This window comes from Streptomyces griseoflavus (assembly GCF_014649995.1).
GTDB lineage: Bacteria > Actinomycetota > Actinomycetes > Streptomycetales > Streptomycetaceae > Streptomyces > Streptomyces griseoflavus.
In genome coordinates this window covers 311,839-328,007 of record NZ_BMUC01000005.1, presented here as the reverse complement: position 1 = coordinate 328,007, position 16,169 = coordinate 311,839, and the positions used below count along the sequence as shown (strand labels likewise).

Below are 16,169 nucleotides of genomic sequence, written 5' to 3'. Positions count from 1 at the left end.
CGCTCCCCAGGGGGCGCGTGTCATGCCTTGGGCTGCCAGTCCTCGATGTTCCACCAGGGGCCGCTGGCGAAGCCGTGCTCGTGCGGTTCGGTCTGGGTGGTGAGGTCCTTCCAGCGGTCGTCGAGGACGTACAGGTGGTCGATGTGGGTGAGGAAGGTGTAGCCGGGGTTCTCGACGAGCGCGCGCTGGAGGTCGTCGTAGGCGGCCTCGCGGGCCTTGGGGTCCTGGCTGCGGCGGCCGGTGTCGAGTGCCTTGTCCACGGCCGGGTTGTCGTAGAGGGCCATGTTGTTGAAGCCGTCCCCGGCGAGGGAGGAGTGCAGCAGGGTGTAGAGGCCGAAGTCGGGGTCGCCGGTGGAGCCGAAGCCGGCGAGCACGGCGTCGTGCTTCATCCGGGGTTCGATGACCTCCCAGGTGGCGCTCTCCACCTTGACGTCGATGCCGGCCTTCTTGGCGTCGGAGGCGTAGGCGAGGGCGTGGTCCTGGCGGACCTTGTCGCCGGAGGGGTAGTACAGCGTGAAGCGGGCGGGGCGGCCGTCCTTGGCGCGGACGCCGCCCGTGGCGGGCTTCCAGCCGGCGTCGTCCAGGAGACGTCCGGCCTCGGCGAGGTCCTGGGAGCGTTCGACGTCCTTCGCGAACCAGTCGTCGTCGACCGGGAGGGGGCCGTAGGCGGGGCGGCCGGCGCCGTCGAGGATCTTGTCGACCATGGCCTCCCGGTCGACGGCGAGGTCGAGGGCGCGGCGGATGGCGGTGTCGCCGGTGACCGGGTTGCCGGTGGGCAGGCTGACCGCGCGGAAGTCGTAGGACGTCGCCCGGTGCGTCTTCTTGCCGTCGTCGTTCTTGAAGGTGGCGGCCAGGTTCGGCGGGAGGGTCGCGCCGTCCAGGTCGCCGGAGCGCAGGCGGGTGGCGCGGACGTCGTCGTCGGCGATGACCGCCATGGTGAGCTTCTTCACCTTGGGCGCGCCGCCCCAGTAGCCGGGGTTGGCCTTGAAGGTGAGCTTCTCGCCCTTGCTCCAGCCGGTGAGGACGTAGGGCCCGGTGCCGACGGGCTCGGTGTTGAAGGCTCCGGTGTTGGGGTCCTGCTGGCCGGCGATGTGCTCGGGGACGACGGGCAGCACCGTGCGGGCGGCGAAGGCCGCGTAGGGGTAGTCGAGGGTGAAGACGACCTTGTCGTCGCCGTCCGCCTTGACCTCCTTGATCGCGTCCAGTTCACTCTTGGCGGTGTTGTTGGTCCTGTCGTCCAGGACCGTGCGGTACGTGAACACCACGTCGTCTGCGGTCAGCGGCTCGCCGTCGCTGAACTTCACGCCGTCGCGCAGGGTGTACGTGTAGGTGCGGCCGCCGTCGGTGATCTCGGGGAGGGCCTTCGCGAGGGCGGGCTTCAGGCTCAGGTCGGCGTTCCGGGCGAGGAGTCCGTCGAAGATCTTGGAGTTGCCGTCCTTGCCGTAGCCGAGCAACGGGCTGAGGGTGTCGGGTTCGGTGGAGACCCCGATCACCACGGACTCGGCGGCCTCGCCGCCGTCCGCGCCGCCGTTGCCCGGCGCCGAGCAGGCGGTGACCGCTCCGGCCATCGCCACTACGGCGGCGGCACCCCGTATTCGTCGGGTCGTCATCGAACCTCACATCCATCGTGCCCAGACATCGCTGTTGCATATTAGTTGCAGCAACGTCCTGCCCAGGACGGGGGCCCTTCAGTCCCCGTCCCGGCGGGCGGCACGGTGTGCGGCGAGCGAGAGGGCGTACGCGGGGCGCCCGGCCCCCGCACCCCTGGAGGCGCCGGGGCGCCGGGGCCCGGAGGGCGAGCAGTCCGGATGCCGGGTGACCGGCGGACGCGGCAGCCGCCGGCGGCGGAGAAACGCCGGAGCGGATATCAGGCGTGTGACCCGGAAGGCGGGCGACCGTGGGCGGTCCCACTCGGCGGCCAGTCTGTTCCGTAAAGTTGGCTCCCACGTACGGACGACGTGCGGGAGAGGCTCGTCGAGGCGCCGCGGCGGGTCGTCGCCGGGGCGGGCAGAGGGCCGGCAGCAGGGCATGCCGCGGGACGCGGACCGCCGACGGCCGTCCGCGGGACGCGGACCGCCGACGGCCGGGGACTCGGCGCACGCGCCGGGAACGGCGGCGCCGAGCGGTGGGCGGAGGGCGGAGGGACCCGGCCGTCGTGTCCGGGCGGACGCTGCCGCGCCCGGACACGAACGGCCGCGGGCGTCAGACGAGAGGGGTGTAGTCGAGGTGGGGGAAGTAGTCCTCGCGGGTGCCGGTGCGGCGGACGTCCCAGGTGGCGCAGTGCAGGGAGCCGCCGTACTCGAAGACGTGCCGGAAGGGCACCGTGAACACCTCGAAGCCCCGGTCGGCCAGCAGGTCCTGCAGGGGCTTCTCGTTCTCCTCGCAGATGACCTTGGTCGGGGAGATGCTGAGCACGTTCATGGACAGCCACTTGGAGGACTGGCAGTACTGCGGCATCTCCTCGTTGGTCAGCACCGGCTGCGGGGCCTCGACCAGCTCCCAGTCGTTGGCGAGGAACATCTTCTCCTCGCCCTCCTTCAGCGGGCGCTCGGGGTTGGTGAGGATCAGGCCCGGACGCAGCGGCACGAAGGTGCAGTCGATGTGGGAGGGGAAGAAGTCCAGCGGGAAGTGCACGGTGTGCACGCGGAAGCCGCGCGGCTCCAGGTGCTGCCGGAGCCAGCGGATGCCCGCCCGGTTGGTGGTCATCGACTCCTGCACGAGGATGTCCCGGCCGAGCCGGCTCATGTCGGCGGCGTCGAAGACCACCTCGTCCTGGGTGACGCAGAACTCGAAGGCGTGCATGCGCTCGTGGCGCTCCTCGAGCGGCCACTCCCAGAAGTCCTCGCGGTACATGCCGTCCGCCATCGAGGGCTTGGGGGCGGCGGTCCACGTCACGCGCGGGTCGGCGTTCCAGTACTCGTAGACCAGCTTGCGGTACGGCTGGTACTCGAAGTAGCGGGCCCGGCGCGACATGGTCGCCTCGACGATCTCGTTGCCGAGGGTGATCATCACGTCGCGGGGGCAGACCGCGCAGTACTGGTTGCCGACCTCGAAGTCGGGAGTGGTGAGCGGGCGGGAGAAGTCGTGCGGGGCGGGACGGCGGACCGTGACGCCCTGGGACTGCAGCAGGCGGGCGAGCCCTTCGAGCTCCTCGTTGGCGAGGTCGACCGCCTCCTTGGACTTCGGGCCGGTCGGGAAGGGCGTGTCGGGGGCGTTGCGGATGGCGGGCCGGCTGCCCGGCTCGGTGGGCTCGAAGCAGGCGTTGTCGGCCGAGCCGACGACCATCTCCTCGAGGGGGTCCCATTCATTCCAGGAGTTCACGACCACGGAGTCGTTGTGCATGGGTGCGGCCACCTGTCTGTGAGGGCGGGGCGGGGCGGTGCGGGTTGTGCGCCGGCGGTACGGGTCACGCGTCGGCGAGGCTCGCCGGGCGCATGTCGGTCCAGTTCCGCTCGATGTGGTCCAGGCAGGTCCGCCGGTCGCTGTCGGCGAGGACGACGTCCCAGCCGGGCGGCACCAGCGCGAAGGCGGGCCAGAGGCAGTGCTGGCGTTCGGCGTTGACGAGCACGTGGAAGGTGCCGTCCTCGTCGTCGAAGGGGTTGGTCATGTCGTTCTCCCGGTGGGTACGGTCCCGGCGCCGGCCCGTCGTGCGGTGAGCGCGGCGGCGAGGGCTCTGGGTGTGCGGTGGCGGAAGACGGCCGAGACGTCGAGGCCGGTGTCCAGTTCGGCCTCGATGCGGCCGACCAGGCGCAGCGCGGTCAGTGAGTCGCAGCCGAGGTCGAACACGTCGTCGTCGGCGCCGACGGCCGTGCGTCCGAGGATGTCGGCCGCCAGGTCGCACAGGCGCCGGGTGGCGGCGTCCGGCGAGGCGGCGGACGGGGCGGGGTGGCGCAGGAAACGCCCGGTCGGGGCGGTGAGCGCCACGGGCAGGGCGGTCAGCAGTTCGCGCAGCCGGGCGGCGGCCCGCTCGCCGGTCCCCTCGTCGAGGAGGTCGGCGCGGTGGCTGATCTCCAGCCGCAGCCGGCTGCCGGGCGCGACCATGAGCTTCAGCGGGTAGTGGTACGGGTCGTGGCCCGTCAGCCCGACCAGGCGCAGCCCCTCGTCGGGGGTGGGGAGGCCCTGGGCCAGGGGGAAGTTCTCGAAGACCACGCAGCTGTCGAACAGCGGGCCCCGGCCCGCGGCCCGCTGCACCTCGGCCAGGGCCAGATGGTGGTGGGGCAGCAGGACGGCCTGCTCCCCCTGCATGCGGCGCAGCAGGTCGGTCACCGGCTCGGCGGCGTCCAGACGCACCCGGACGGGGACGGTGTTGACGAACATCCCGACGGTCTCGGCGACGTCCGGGAGGTCGGCCTCCCGCCCCGAGACCACGGCGCCGAACACCAGGTCCCGCTGCCCGGTCAGGTCGTGCAGGCACAGCGCCCACACCGCGCGGACCAGGGTGTTGGGCGTGACGCCGTGGCCGCGGGCCGCGTCGAGCAGGGTGGCGGTGTCCGTCTCGGACAACTCGACGGTGAGGGCCCGCGGCAGGACCCGCACGCGGGCGGTGTCGCGGCCCGGGCTCACCAGGGTGGGCGCGGGCAGGCCGGCCAGGGCCGTGCTCCAGGCGGTGCGTGCCGCGTCCCGGTCCTGCGCGGCGAGCCAGTCGAGGTGGTCGCGGTAGCGGCCGGGGGCGGGCAGCTCCCCGTCGTCCCCGTCCCCGTCGAAGAGCGCCAGCAGGTCCCGCAGCAGCAGGGACGTGGACCAGCCGTCGGCGAGCAGGTGATGCATGCTCAGCACCAGGTGGTGCCGGTCCTCGGCGAGCGCGAGCACGGTGCAGCGCATCAGCGGCGGCACGGCGGGGTCGAAGCGGCGGTGCCGGTCGGCGTCCAGCAGCTCGGTGCGGCGGGCGTCCTGTGCCGGGCCGTCCAGCCCGGTCAGGTCGTGGACCTGCCAGGGCATCCGGACGTGTTCCGCGAGGGCCTGCACCGGCTCGCCCGAGTGCCGCTGGAGGAAGGCGGCGCGGAGCGTCGGGTGCCGGCGCAGCAGGGCGTCGCAGGCGCGCCGGAACCGTTCGGTGTCCAGCGGGCCCTGGGTCTCCATCGCGATCTGCACGGTGTAGACGTCCAGGTCCTCGCTGTCGTAGCGGGCGTGGAAGAGCAGTCCCTCCTGCGTGGGCGTCATCGGCAGCAGCCGCTCGACGGGGAGTCCGACGCGGGCGGCCAGCCGGGACCGCTCGGCGGCGTCCTCCCGCGCGGCGCGGGCCGACCGTGCCGCGCCGTGGGCGGCCAGGGCGCGCAGGGCCGCGAACCACAGCTCCGCCAGTTCCCCGGCGTCGGACTCGGTCAGCAGGCGCCGTGCCCACCGCCAGTGGGCGACGAGCCGGGGGCCGGCCGGGCCCTCCTCGACCGCGGCGTTGACCTCGACGACATGGGTCAGCGGCATCCGCGGGTCGGCGCCCAGCGGGAGCACGCCGGACTCGGGCGCGACGCCCCAGTCCTCGTCGCCGGACGCCGAACCGTTCTGCCGGCCCAGGTAGTTGAAGCACAGCTGGGGTGTCGGGAGGGCGGCCAGGCCGGCCGCCGTCCCGGGGTTGAGGTGGCGCAGCAGGCCGTAGCCGGAGCCGTGCCGCGGCACCCGGCCGAGCTGGGCCGTGACCCGGCGTACGGCCTCGCCGAGGCGGTCGTCGGACGCCGGGTCGGCGCTCTCGGGGCTCCAGCCCGGGATGCCCGCATCGAGGCGGACGGGGTACAGGGAGGTGAGCCAGCCGACGGTCTCCGACAGGTCGGCCTCCTGTTCGAGGTCCTCGCGGCCGTGGCCCTCCACGTCCACCACGACGGAGGTGGTGCCGGAGTCCGGGCGGCGCCGGGCGGCCACGGCGAGGGCGAGGGCGGTGAGCAGCACCTCGTGCGTACGGGCGCCGAGCGCGGTGGGCACGGCGGCGAGGAGCTTGCCGGTCAGGTCCTCGGGCAGGGTGAGGCGCAGCTCGCCGGCGGTGGCCTGGATGTCCCGGGAGGATGACAGGTGCGCGTCGGTGAGGGCCAGTCCGTCGGCGTCCAGGGTCCGCTGCCAGTGCGGGAGTTCGGCGAGGACGTCCGCCGTGTGCGCCGCCCGGTGCAGGGCGCCGCTCCACTCGGCGAGCGGCAGCGGTACGGGGTCGAGCCAGACGGGGGTGCCGGACGCGGCGGCGCTCCAGGCGGTGTAGAGGTCCATGAGCACGACGTGCCAGGACACCGCGTCGACGGCGAGGTGGTGGACGGTGACGAGCAGCCGGCCGGGCCGCCCCCGGCCCGCGTCGAACCAGGTGACCCGCAGCATGGCGCCGTCGCGCGGGGCGAGGGCGTCGGCGTCCTCCGCGGCGCGGGCGGCTATCAGGCGGTCCAGTTCCTCGCCGTCGGCGGCCGGGGTGCTCACGTCGACCCGCCGCACGGTGCCGGCGCGCGCGGTGCCCGGGGCGGGGTCCACGGCGAGGGACCCGTCCTCGAGCAGCCGTCCGCGCAGGGCCTGGTGGCGGGCCAGGACGGCGTCCACGGCGGCACGCAGCCGGTCGATGCCGAGAGCGGGCGGCACGCGCAGCAGGGTGGACTGGTGGAAGGCGTCGTAGCCGCCGCCGTGCGCGAGCAGGCGTCGCATGAGGGGCGTGGGCGGGACGACGGTGACCGGGTCGGGGCGTGGGCCGGCGGGGCCGGGTCCCGTGGCGCCGAGGGACGGGCCCGCGGTGGCCGTGCCGGGCCGCGGGCCGGTGGCGGTGTCGAGCCGCGCGGTGGCGGCCGGGCGCTCCGCTCCGGTCTTCGCGGGCGCGGGGTCGGCCAGGGCGGCGGCCAGGGCGGCGGACGTGCGGTGGGTGAACACCTGCTTCGGCGTCAGCCGCACCCCCGCCTCACGCGCCCGCGCCACCAGCTGGATCACCGTGATCGAATCCCCGCCGAGACCGAAGAAGTCGTCCTCGACCCCCACCGCCTCCAGCCCCAGCACCTGCCCGAACAGACCCGCCAGCGACGACGCCGCACCCCGGTCCTCGACGGACACCGACGCGGCCTCCGCTCCGGTCTTCGCGGGCGCGGGGTCGGCCAGGGCGGCGGCCAGGGCGGCGGACGTACGGTGCGTGAACACCTGCTTCGGCGTCAGCCGCACCCCCGCCTCACGCGCCCGCGCCACCAACTGGATCACCGTGATCGAATCCCCGCCGAGACCGAAGAAGTCGTCCTCGACCCCCACCGCCTCCAGCCCCAGCACCTGCCCGAACAGACCCGCCAGCGACGACGCCGCGCCCCGGTCCTCGACGGACACCGACGCGGCCTCCGCACCGGTCTTCGCGGGCGTGGGCTCCCCGGCCGTCCGGACGTCCTCGGGTGCGGGCAGTGCGGCGCGGTCGACCTTGCCGTTGGGGGTGAGCGGGAGCCCGGTCAGCGGGACGAAGGCCGAGGGCACCATGTAGGCGGGCAGCAGTCCGGCGACGCGGTCCGCCAGGCCGGAGGTGTCGCTTCCGGCGGCGGGCACCACGTACGCCACCAGGCGGGGGGTGCCCCGCCGGTCCTCGCGCACGGCCGCGGCCACCCGGGCGACCGCGGGATCGGTGCCGATCACGGCCTCGACCTCGCCGAGTTCGATCCGGTGGCCGCGGATCTTCACCTGGTCGTCGGTGCGCCCGCCGTAGACCATGACGCCGTCGGGCCGCCACCAGGCGAGGTCGCCGGTGCGGTACATCCTGGCTCCCGGCGCCCCGAACGGATCGGCGACGAAGCGGGACGCGGTGAGTCCCGGGCGGCGGGCGTAGCCCCGGGCCAGGACGTCACCCCCGATGTACAGCTCGCCGGGGACGCCGGCCGGTACCGGGCGCAGCCAGGGGTCGAGGACGTAGAGCCGCGCGGCGGGCACGGGGCCGCCGATGGGTACGGCGCCCCCGGGCAGCGGATCTCCGGGCTCCAGGCGGTACTCCATGCAGCCGACGGTCGCCTCGGTGGGACCGTACTCGTTGACGACCGTCACGCCGGGGTGGGCCGCACGCCACTCGGCGAGCGCCTCGCCGGTCAGCTGCTCGCCGCCGAGGACGAGTTGCCCGGTGGGCGAGTACCAGTCGGAGGAGGCCACCAGCACCGGCAGGTGGCTGGGGGTGGCCTTGACGAAGGCGGGCGGCCGGGTCCCGGCGCCGGCCGGGGCATCGACGTCGTCCAGGTCGACTACGTGGACCAGGCCGCCCGCGGTCAGGGGGCCGAGGATGCCGGTGACGGTGAGGTCGAACGACGGCGGCGAGTGCACCAGTGCCCGGCCGGCCAGTCCGGGGTAGGCGGCGCGGGCGAAGGCGAGGTAGCCGTCGACCGTGCGGTGCTCGACGACCACGCCCTTGGGGCGGCCGGTCGAGCCGGAGGTGTAGATGACGTACGCGGTGTCCCCGGGCCGCACCTCGGCGTCCGGGGCGGGCCCGTCGTACGCCGCCAGGGCCGCCCGTACGGCCGGGTCGCCGAGCGGGACGGGTGCGGGGCGGCCGGCGAGGGCGGGGTGGCCGGCGTCGGCGCAGACCACGGCGGCGGGCGCGGAGTCGTCGAGCAGGTGGGCGATGCGGTCGGCCGGGTGGCCGGGGTCCACCGGCACGTACCCGGCGCCGGCCTTCAGCGCGGCGAGCAGGGCCACGATGAGGTCGGTGCCGCGGGGCAGGACGACGGCCACCAGGTCGCCGCGGGTGACGCCCCGTTCGGTCAGGAGCCCGGCCAGCCGGCCGGCGGCGTCGTCCAGCTCGCGGTAGGTGAGGGTGCGTTCGGCGTCGGTGACGGCGGGCGCGTCGGGGGTGGCGCGTACCTGTTCCGCGAACCGCCGGGTCAGCGGGGCCGGTTCGGGGAGCGCCCCGGAGCCGCTGCCCCACTCGTCCAGCACCGTGCGGTGTTCCTCGGCGGTCAGCAGCGGCAGCCGGGCGACGGGCGTGGTGGGGTCCTGCGCGAAGCCGTCGAGCAGCAGCCGCAGGCGGGAGCCGATCAGCTCCACGCGCGCGGCGTCGAACACGTCCGCGCGGTAGCTGACGTGAAGGCTCAGCCGGGGGCCGGCGAGCGCGACGACGCTCAGCGGGTAGTGCGTCGCGCCGGTGATCTCCGGCCCGCCGGGAGCGTCGGCGCCGGCGGTGTCCCGGGCCTCCTCCTCGGCCCGCAGCAGGGGGGCGACGCGCAGGCCGGGGACGGCGTCGCCCAGGGCGTCCCAGCCCAGGGGCGCGTCACCGAAGCTGGTCGCGGTGTCGAACAGCGGGCCGTGACCGGCCAGGCGCCGCACGGCGGTCAGACCGAGGTGCTGGTGCGGGGCGAGGGCGAGCTGTTCGTCCTGGATCCGCGCGAAGAGCGCGGCCGCCGGTTCCGCGGGATCGATCCGCACCCGCACGGGGACGGTGTTCATCAGCAGACCCACGATCCGGTCGGCGCCGGGGAGATCGGCCGGGCGGCCGTGCACGGTCTGCCCGAACACCACGTCGTCGGAGCCCGTGAGCAGCGCCAGCAGCAGCGCCCAGGTGCCCTGGACGACCGAGTTCAGGGTGAGGCCGTGCCGGCGCGCGGCCCGCTCCAGCGCGCGGCTGGTGTCCTCGGGCAGGGTGACGCGGACCAGTCCGGGGAGTGTCCCGTCGCCGCCCTCGGTCGCGCCCGGTGCGACGAGCGTCGGCCGGGCCAGTCCGGCCAGCGCCTCGCCCCAGGCCCGTTCGGCGGCGGCCCGGTCCTGCCGGGACAGCCAGCGCAGGTAGTCGGTGAGGGGGGTGAGGGGGGCGCCGGTGACGGTGCCGTGGCCGGTGGCGTGGTGGTGGTAGCGGGTGAACAGGTCCTCCAGCACCAGCGGCACCGACCAGCCGTCGAGCAGGATGTGGTGGTACGTCAGCACGAACGCGTGCCGGTCCGCGGCGAGCCGGACGAGCGCGAACCGGATCAGCGGCGGGTCCGCCATGTCGAAGCGGCGGCGGCGCTCCTCCTCCAGGAAGGCGACCAGCTTCCCGGCGCGGGCGGATTCCGCCTCGCCCGCGAGGTCGAGCACCGTCCAGGACGTGGTCGCGGTGCGGCGGACCAGCTGCACGGGCCGGCCGCCGGCGCGCTCGCGGAAACCGGCCCGCAGCGCGGTGTGCCGGGCGAGCGTGTCCGCGCAGGCGGCCCTGAGCGCGTCGGCGTCGAGCCGGCCGGTCAGCTCGAAGGGCGCCTGCACGGTGTAGACGTCCGCGCCCTCGGGGTCGTAGAGGGCGTGGAAGAGCATGCCCTCCTGCAACGGGGTGACGGGCAGCGCGGCCTCGATCGGGGACGGGACGGTGCTCTGCGGCGTCGGCTGCGACGGCCTGGGGTCCTGCGGGGCGGCGTTGGTCTTCACTGTGAGGTCTTCCCGGAAGCGGTCGGCGGCGCGTACGGCGACGCGCTCGCCCGGGCGGGGTCGGGCCGGTGGGTCAGGAGCGGGGAACCGGCCGGGCGAGCGGGCCGAGAGCCCCGGCGAGGGCGTCGAGCATGTCCCCGGCGTGGGTGAACGGACAGTCGTGACCGCCGGGCAGCAGCCGCAGCGTGAACCCGTCGTCGGCGCAGTCCCGCCAGTCCTCCAGCCGCTGCGGGCTCACCAGCGTGTCGTCGGCGCCGCCGAACACGTGCAGGGGACAGCCGGCGGCCACCGGACCGGGGGCCGTGTACGCCTCCGCCAGCGCCAGGTCGCGGCGGACCGTGCGCACCGCGTACCGCAGGTACGCCGGGTAGCGGCGCAGTTCGGGCGGGAAGCCGCCGAACCCCTCCAGCCAGCTCAGCAGGCCCTCGTCGTCGCGGTCGGTGACCCGCCGGAGCACCCGGGTGTGCGGGGCGCGGGAGGCGGAGACGAGCAGCGCCGCGGGCGGGGTGAGGCCGCGGCGGCGGATGCGGACGGCGAGCTCGTAGCCGATCAGCGCGCCGAAGCTGTGACCGAAGAGGGCGTAGGGCGCGCGGAGTTCACCGGCTATGCCGTCGAGCACGGCGTCGGCCAGCTCCTCCAGGGTGTCGGGCACCGGTTCGGCGCTGCGGACGCCCCGGCCGGGCAGCTCCACCGTGGCCAGCTCGATGCCCGGCGGCGGGGTGAGCCGCCAGGGCGCGAACGACGCGGCACTGCCGCCCGCCTGCGGCAGACAGATCAGCCTCAGGCGGGCGTCGGGTGCTGTCACCCGGCCGACGATCCACGGACTGCCCACGCCGCGCGTCGGGGTGTGCGCAGGGTGGGAGGGTCGTGCGGCGGCGTCGGTTCGCATCCCGCTCCTTCGTCGGCCGGTCGTTCTCCGGGCGGTGGCCCGCGGGGACGATGGTGGGGCGGCCGGCCGCGACGGGGCCAGGCACACCCACCGGCAACACCTCTGCCGCCCAGTTGCCCGGCGTCTGCCTGGCCTGCGCGAACGCCCGTGGCGAGGATCGACGGAACAATCCTGCATCTGTGCCCCGAGGGGATCTCCTTCACGATGACCGCCCTTCCTGACGAGGCAGCCGACCCGACGTTCTTCACCCTTGAATCCGTCAAGGCGGAGCTGATGGAGGTGGAGACCCTCACCCGGGCCTGCCTGAACTGGGACTACGGCAAGCGCGACAGCCGTGTGTGGAGCCTGTACGAGAAGAACAAGGCCTCCCAGTGGAACGCCACCACCGACATCGACTGGGACCACGACGTCCGGTTCGGCTCCGAACTGGCCGAGGAGAACGGCGCGAAACTCGCGTCGTTCGTGATCGGCGAGGGCAGCCCGGTGCCCCGGGAAATGCTCACCCGGTTCCGGTGGGAGTACCAGGCGTGGATGTGCAGCCAGTTCCTCCACGGGGAACAGGGCGCGCTGGTGACCACGGCCCGGCTCGTCGAGACCGTGCCCGACATGGACGCGAAGACCTACGCCGCCTCCCAGGTCGCCGACGAGGCGCGGCACGTGGAGGCGTTCGCGCGCTACATCGACGAGAAGCTGGGCGTGGTCTACCCGGTCAACCCGGGCCTGGGGACGCTGCTGCACGACGTGCTGTCGGAGTCGCGCTGGGACATCGTCTACCTCGGCATGCAGGTGGTCATGGAGGGCCTGGCCATCACCGGGCTGCGCCTGGCCAGCAGCGGCTTCGGCGACCCGCTGATCCGGCAGATCACGCGGATGGTGGCGAGCGACGAGGCCCGGCACATCGCCTTCGGCGTCACCGCGCTCACCGGCATGTACCAGCAGGTCACCTCGGCGGAGCTGCGCGAACGGGAGGACTTCCTGCTGGAGGCGATCCGGCTGATGTCGCGCCGGTTCATGCTGCGGGAGCTGTGGGAGCGCATGGACCTGGACGTCGAGCTGGGCGTGCGGTTCGCCAAGACCAACCCGATGATGGCCACGTACCGGCAGCTGCTGTTCCAGCAGGTCATCCATGTGCTGCGGCAGCTGGGCATGCTGTCGGAGCGGGTGAAGGAACTGCTGATCGCGGAGAACCTGGTGCGGGTGGAGACGATGGCCGCGGTCCGCTGAACCGCCGGCCCCCGCGCCACGCCGACGACCGCCCCGGACCGTGCCGGGGCGGTCGTCGGCGTTCCGGGACGGACCGGCCCGGCGCCTGACCGCGGGCCCACGCCCGCGGTCCCGCAGCGGCCACGACCGCAGACCGGCACTCCCCCGCATACCCGCCAGGGCCGTGCCCGCGAGCGGCCGTCAGGCGGGGAACCGCACGACGCGAACGCCCCGACCGCGGACCACCGTCACGCGGAGAGCCACCGACCCGCGAACGCCCCGCCCCCCGACCGGCACTCCGCCGCAAGCATGAGGCCGCCGGAGCCATGACCGCGGACCGCCCTCACCCGGTCGACCGAGGAACCCTCGAAAGCCGCCCTTCGACCGGCACTCCACCACGAACCTCGGGCCCGCCGGAGCCGTGGCCGCAGACGGGGCCGTGGCGCGGGAGCCGGGCGGGGCGGGGAGCCCGCCGGCACGGCGTGACGCGGCGGGGGCGGAGGACGGATCCTCCCGTCCTCCGCCCCCGCCGCGTCGCTTGTCCTCGTCAGTCGTCCTCGGGTGTCAGCGGCCGCACGGTGTCCTCGTACGTGCCGCCGCACAGCGCCTTCCAGATGACCCGTCGCCTCGGCTTGCCGCTGGAGGTGACGGCGATGCCGCCGCGGGGGACCTCGACGGCGAGCAGTTCGGCGTCGCCCAGCCACTCGGACAGCACCTCGTGGGCGGCGCGCCGCCAGCCGTCCTGGACGCCCGCGAAGACGGCGACGCCGGTCGGCGCGCCGTCGCGGACACCGAGCAGCACCGCGACCCGGCGCTCGGGGATGCCCCGCTGGTGCAGCAGCGTCTCCAGGCTCTCGGCGAACACCATCTTGCCGTTGACCTTCAGCCCGTCGCCGAGCCGGCCGATCACGAACAGCTGCCCGTCGCGCAGGAATCCCGCGTCGCCGGTCCGCAGCCGGTCGCCGATGCTGGTGCCGGAGGCGGTGCCGGCGTCGCCGACGTAACCGTCGGCGATGGACACGCCGCTGACCACGATCTCGCCGACCTGCCCGTCCGGCAGCACGTCCCCCTCCTCGGAGACGATGGTCACCGTACGGTCCTCGAGCGGCCGGCCGCAGCCGACCACCGCCGTGCCGGCGAGGGAGCCCGCGTCGCCCTCGTCCGGCTCGCGCGTGGACCAGCCCTCGCCGGGGGCCAGCCCGGTCACGGCGAGGGTCGCCTCGGCGCTGCCGTAGGCGGGCAGCAGGGCGCCGCGGTCGAGCCCGTGCGGGCCGAGCAGGGCGTGGACGTCGTCCAGCACCTTCGGGTCGACGCGTTCGGCGCCGATGATGACGCAGCGCAGCGAGTCGAACCGCAGGCCGTCGAGGTCGGCCGGGCGGACGCGGCGCAGGATGTAGGAGAGCCCGAAGTTGGGCATGGCCGTCATCGCGATCCGCTGCTCGCTGATCCGCCGCAGATAGCGCTGCGGCGAGCGGATGAAGTCGTCCGGCTGGAGCATGTGCCCGTCGAAGCCGGTGACGACGACGTTGAGCAGGAAGCCGACCAGGCCCATGTCGTGGTGGACCGGGAGCCAGCTGATCGCGGGGAGCTCCGGGTCGCAGCCCAGCCAGCCGCGCATCCCCGTGAGGTTGGTGCGCAGGGCGTCGGCGGAGATCCGCACGCCCCGGGAGAAGCCGCTGGAGCCCGAGGTGAACTGCACCAGCGCGGTCTCCGGCAGCGGCAGCGGGCCGTCCAACGGCTCCGCGCCGGCGACGAGTTCGTCGAAGACGACCGGTTCCGGCAGGTCGGTCGCGGCGGCGACCTTGCGGACGCGTTCCTGCGACTCCTCGTCGCAGACGGTGATCCGGGGCCGCACGGTGCCGAGCAGGTGGGCGGCGTGCCGCTCGTACTCGTCGGCCCGCTGGAAGGCGAACGGCGGGGCGATGGTGCAGGGCGTGGCGCCCGCGGCCAGCGCGCCGAAGAAGGTGGCGACGAAGCCGGGACCGGAGCGCTGCACCAGCGCGACCACGTCACCGTCGCCGACGCCTCGCGCCCGCAGGGCCGCGGCGGTGCTCAGCACCAGGTCCCGCAGGTCGCGGTAGGACAGGAAGTCCCAGCCGTCGCCGCGCTGCGCGTAGTACAGGCCGCGCTCGGCGGACGCGTCGTCCAGCCAGTCGAGCAGTCCTCGGTCCCCGATTCCCAACGTGCTCGTCCTCTCCGGGATGTGGTGCCGGGATGCCCGCGGCACGGCCGGCTCCCCACGGGCGGGCGCCGCGTGCGGTGACCGCCAGCCTCGGCGTTCCGCGCGCGGCGGCGCCAGGCAGGGGCCCGGTAACTCGTTCGGGCCGAGCGGCAGTTACACAGCAATAGCGGTTGCCGGTCGGTTGCCTGGCGACCGGCGGACGGCCCGTGCAGCATCGAGCGGGGTGCCGACCCGCCCTGCGCCGCGGACGAGAAGGGCGCTCGCGCGGGGACGCCGCACCGTCCACCGGCAACCTCCGTCAAGGCCCTGGAGACCGCGGGTGGCGCCCGGCGGTTTCCCGGAAGTCCACGAGAGCGGTTACGAACCAGATGACACCACGCGACGGCGACCTGCCCGCCGACCCCGGCCTGCTCCCGCTCACCGCGGCCCAGTCGGGGGTCTTCCACGCCCAGGGCCTCGACCCCGGCAATCCGGCCTACAACACCGTGGCCGTCATGGAGGTCCGCGGGCCCCTGGAGGGGGACCTGCTGCGACGCGCCGTCCGCCGGTCGGAGGCGGAGAGCGGCACCTTCGACGTGCGGTTCGTGGAGCGGCCGGACGGCGTGTTCCAGCGCCCGGTGGCGCCGGGCTGCTCCACCTGGCGTGAGCTCGACCTGACCGGCGAGCCGGACCCGTTCGCCGCGGCGCGCGCGCTGGTGGAGGCCGACCGGTCCACCGCGCTGGACCTGACCGAGGACGCCCTGTCCGCGCACGTGCTGATGCGGGTCGGCCCCGACCACCACCTGTGGTACCAGCGCAGCCACCACGTCCTGTCCGACGCGTTCGGTTCCGTGCTGCACTCGCGGCGCATCGCCACGCACTACGAGGCGCTGTCCACCGGCACGGACCCGGCCGGCGAGCCGCTGGACACGCTGCGGGCGCTGCTCGCGGAGGAGGCGGACTACCGCACCTCCCCGGAGTACGCGGACGACCGGCGCTACTGGAACGACGCGTTCGCCGACCGCCCCGAGACCGCGAGCCTCGCCCCCGGTGTGCCCACGGGTGCCGCGCCCACCGCCCTGTCCGCGTCGGCGGAGCTGTCCCCGGCCGAGCTGGCGGCGCTGCACGCGGCCGGCCGGGCGGCCCGCGCGCCGTGGACGGTGGCGCTGCTGTCGGCGGTCGCCGCCTACCTCCACGGGATGACGGGGGCCGAGGACCTGACGATCGGCGTGCCGGTCACCGCGCGGCTGGGCGCCCGCTCCCGCAACGCGCCCGGCATGCTGTCGAACACGCTGCCGCTGCGCCTGAGCGTCCGCCCGTCCGAGAGCCGCACCGACCTGGTCCGGCAGGTCGCCCGCCGGCTCGGCGAACTGCTGACCCACCAGCGCTACCCCTACGACGAGCTGCGGCGCGACCTGAAGCTGCTGGGCAGCGGGGAGCAGTTGTACGGCGTGCTCGTCAACATCATGCCGGCCGGGTCGGAGACGGCCTTCACGGGACGCGAGGCGAAGCTGACCACGCTGTCCGGCGGACCGGTGACCGACCTGAACATCACCTGCCATCCGCATCCGGACGGCACCGGCGCACGGGTGTCCTTCGAGGCGAACCCCGAGC

Annotated in this window: 8 protein-coding genes; 2 read left to right on the top strand and 6 right to left on the bottom strand. The window is 74.6% G+C overall.

What is annotated here, in order from left to right; genetic code table 11:
- Positions 1-20: 20 nt before the first annotated feature.
- The 5 genes from IE172_RS14220 to IE172_RS14200 form a co-directional block, all read right to left on the bottom strand.
- Entirely contained in the window at positions 21-1,610 is a 1,590-nt protein-coding gene (locus IE172_RS14220; protein WP_190097571.1) for an ABC transporter substrate-binding protein, read from the bottom strand.
- A gap of 592 nt (positions 1,611-2,202) precedes the next feature.
- Complete coding sequence (locus IE172_RS14215; RefSeq protein WP_190097570.1) at positions 2,203-3,342, bottom strand: glycine amidinotransferase; 1,140 nt, start codon at positions 3,340-3,342, stop codon at positions 2,203-2,205.
- Positions 3,343-3,406: 64 nt separating this feature from the next.
- Positions 3,407-3,607, bottom strand: a complete 201-nt coding sequence (locus IE172_RS14210) for an MbtH family protein (protein WP_190097569.1) — start codon at positions 3,605-3,607, stop codon at positions 3,407-3,409.
- Positions 3,604-10,302 carry a non-ribosomal peptide synthetase gene (locus IE172_RS14205; protein ID WP_229886038.1) on the bottom strand — a complete coding sequence of 2,233 codons (6,699 nt, stop codon included), beginning with the start codon at positions 10,300-10,302 and terminating at the stop codon, positions 3,604-3,606. Before IE172_RS14205 ends, IE172_RS14210 begins: the two co-directional genes overlap by 4 nt.
- A 73-nt stretch (positions 10,303-10,375) precedes the next feature.
- On the bottom strand, positions 10,376-11,107 hold the full coding sequence (locus IE172_RS14200; protein WP_229886036.1) for a thioesterase II family protein: 732 nt from the start codon (positions 11,105-11,107) through the stop codon (positions 10,376-10,378).
- A 288-nt stretch (positions 11,108-11,395) separates the two neighbouring features.
- On the opposite strand from IE172_RS14200, the gene IE172_RS14195 reads away from it, so the two are divergent.
- Complete coding sequence (locus IE172_RS14195) at positions 11,396-12,415, top strand: diiron oxygenase (protein WP_190097567.1); 1,020 nt, start codon at positions 11,396-11,398, stop codon at positions 12,413-12,415.
- A 526-nt stretch (positions 12,416-12,941) separates the two neighbouring features.
- On the opposite strand, the gene IE172_RS14190 is transcribed toward IE172_RS14195, so the two are convergent.
- Positions 12,942-14,576, bottom strand: a complete 1,635-nt coding sequence (locus tag IE172_RS14190; protein WP_190097566.1) for an AMP-binding protein — start codon at positions 14,574-14,576, stop codon at positions 12,942-12,944.
- 368 nt (positions 14,577-14,944) lie between these two features.
- On the opposite strand from IE172_RS14190, the gene IE172_RS34490 reads away from it, so the two are divergent.
- A partial coding sequence (locus IE172_RS34490; protein WP_229886034.1) for a condensation domain-containing protein occupies positions 14,945-16,169 on the top strand: 1,225 nt, incomplete at its 3' end.

Coding starts and splice junctions, on each gene's coding strand:
- IE172_RS14220 (WP_190097571.1), bottom strand. CDS start 1,610: ATGACGACCCGACGAATACGGGGTGCCGCCGCCGTAGTGGCGATGGCC.
- IE172_RS14215 (WP_190097570.1), bottom strand. CDS start 3,342: ATGCACAACGACTCCGTGGTCGTGAACTCCTGGAATGAATGGGACCCC.
- IE172_RS14210 (WP_190097569.1), bottom strand. CDS start 3,607: ATGACCAACCCCTTCGACGACGAGGACGGCACCTTCCACGTGCTCGTC.
- IE172_RS14195 (WP_190097567.1), top strand. CDS start 11,396: ATGACCGCCCTTCCTGACGAGGCAGCCGACCCGACGTTCTTCACCCTT.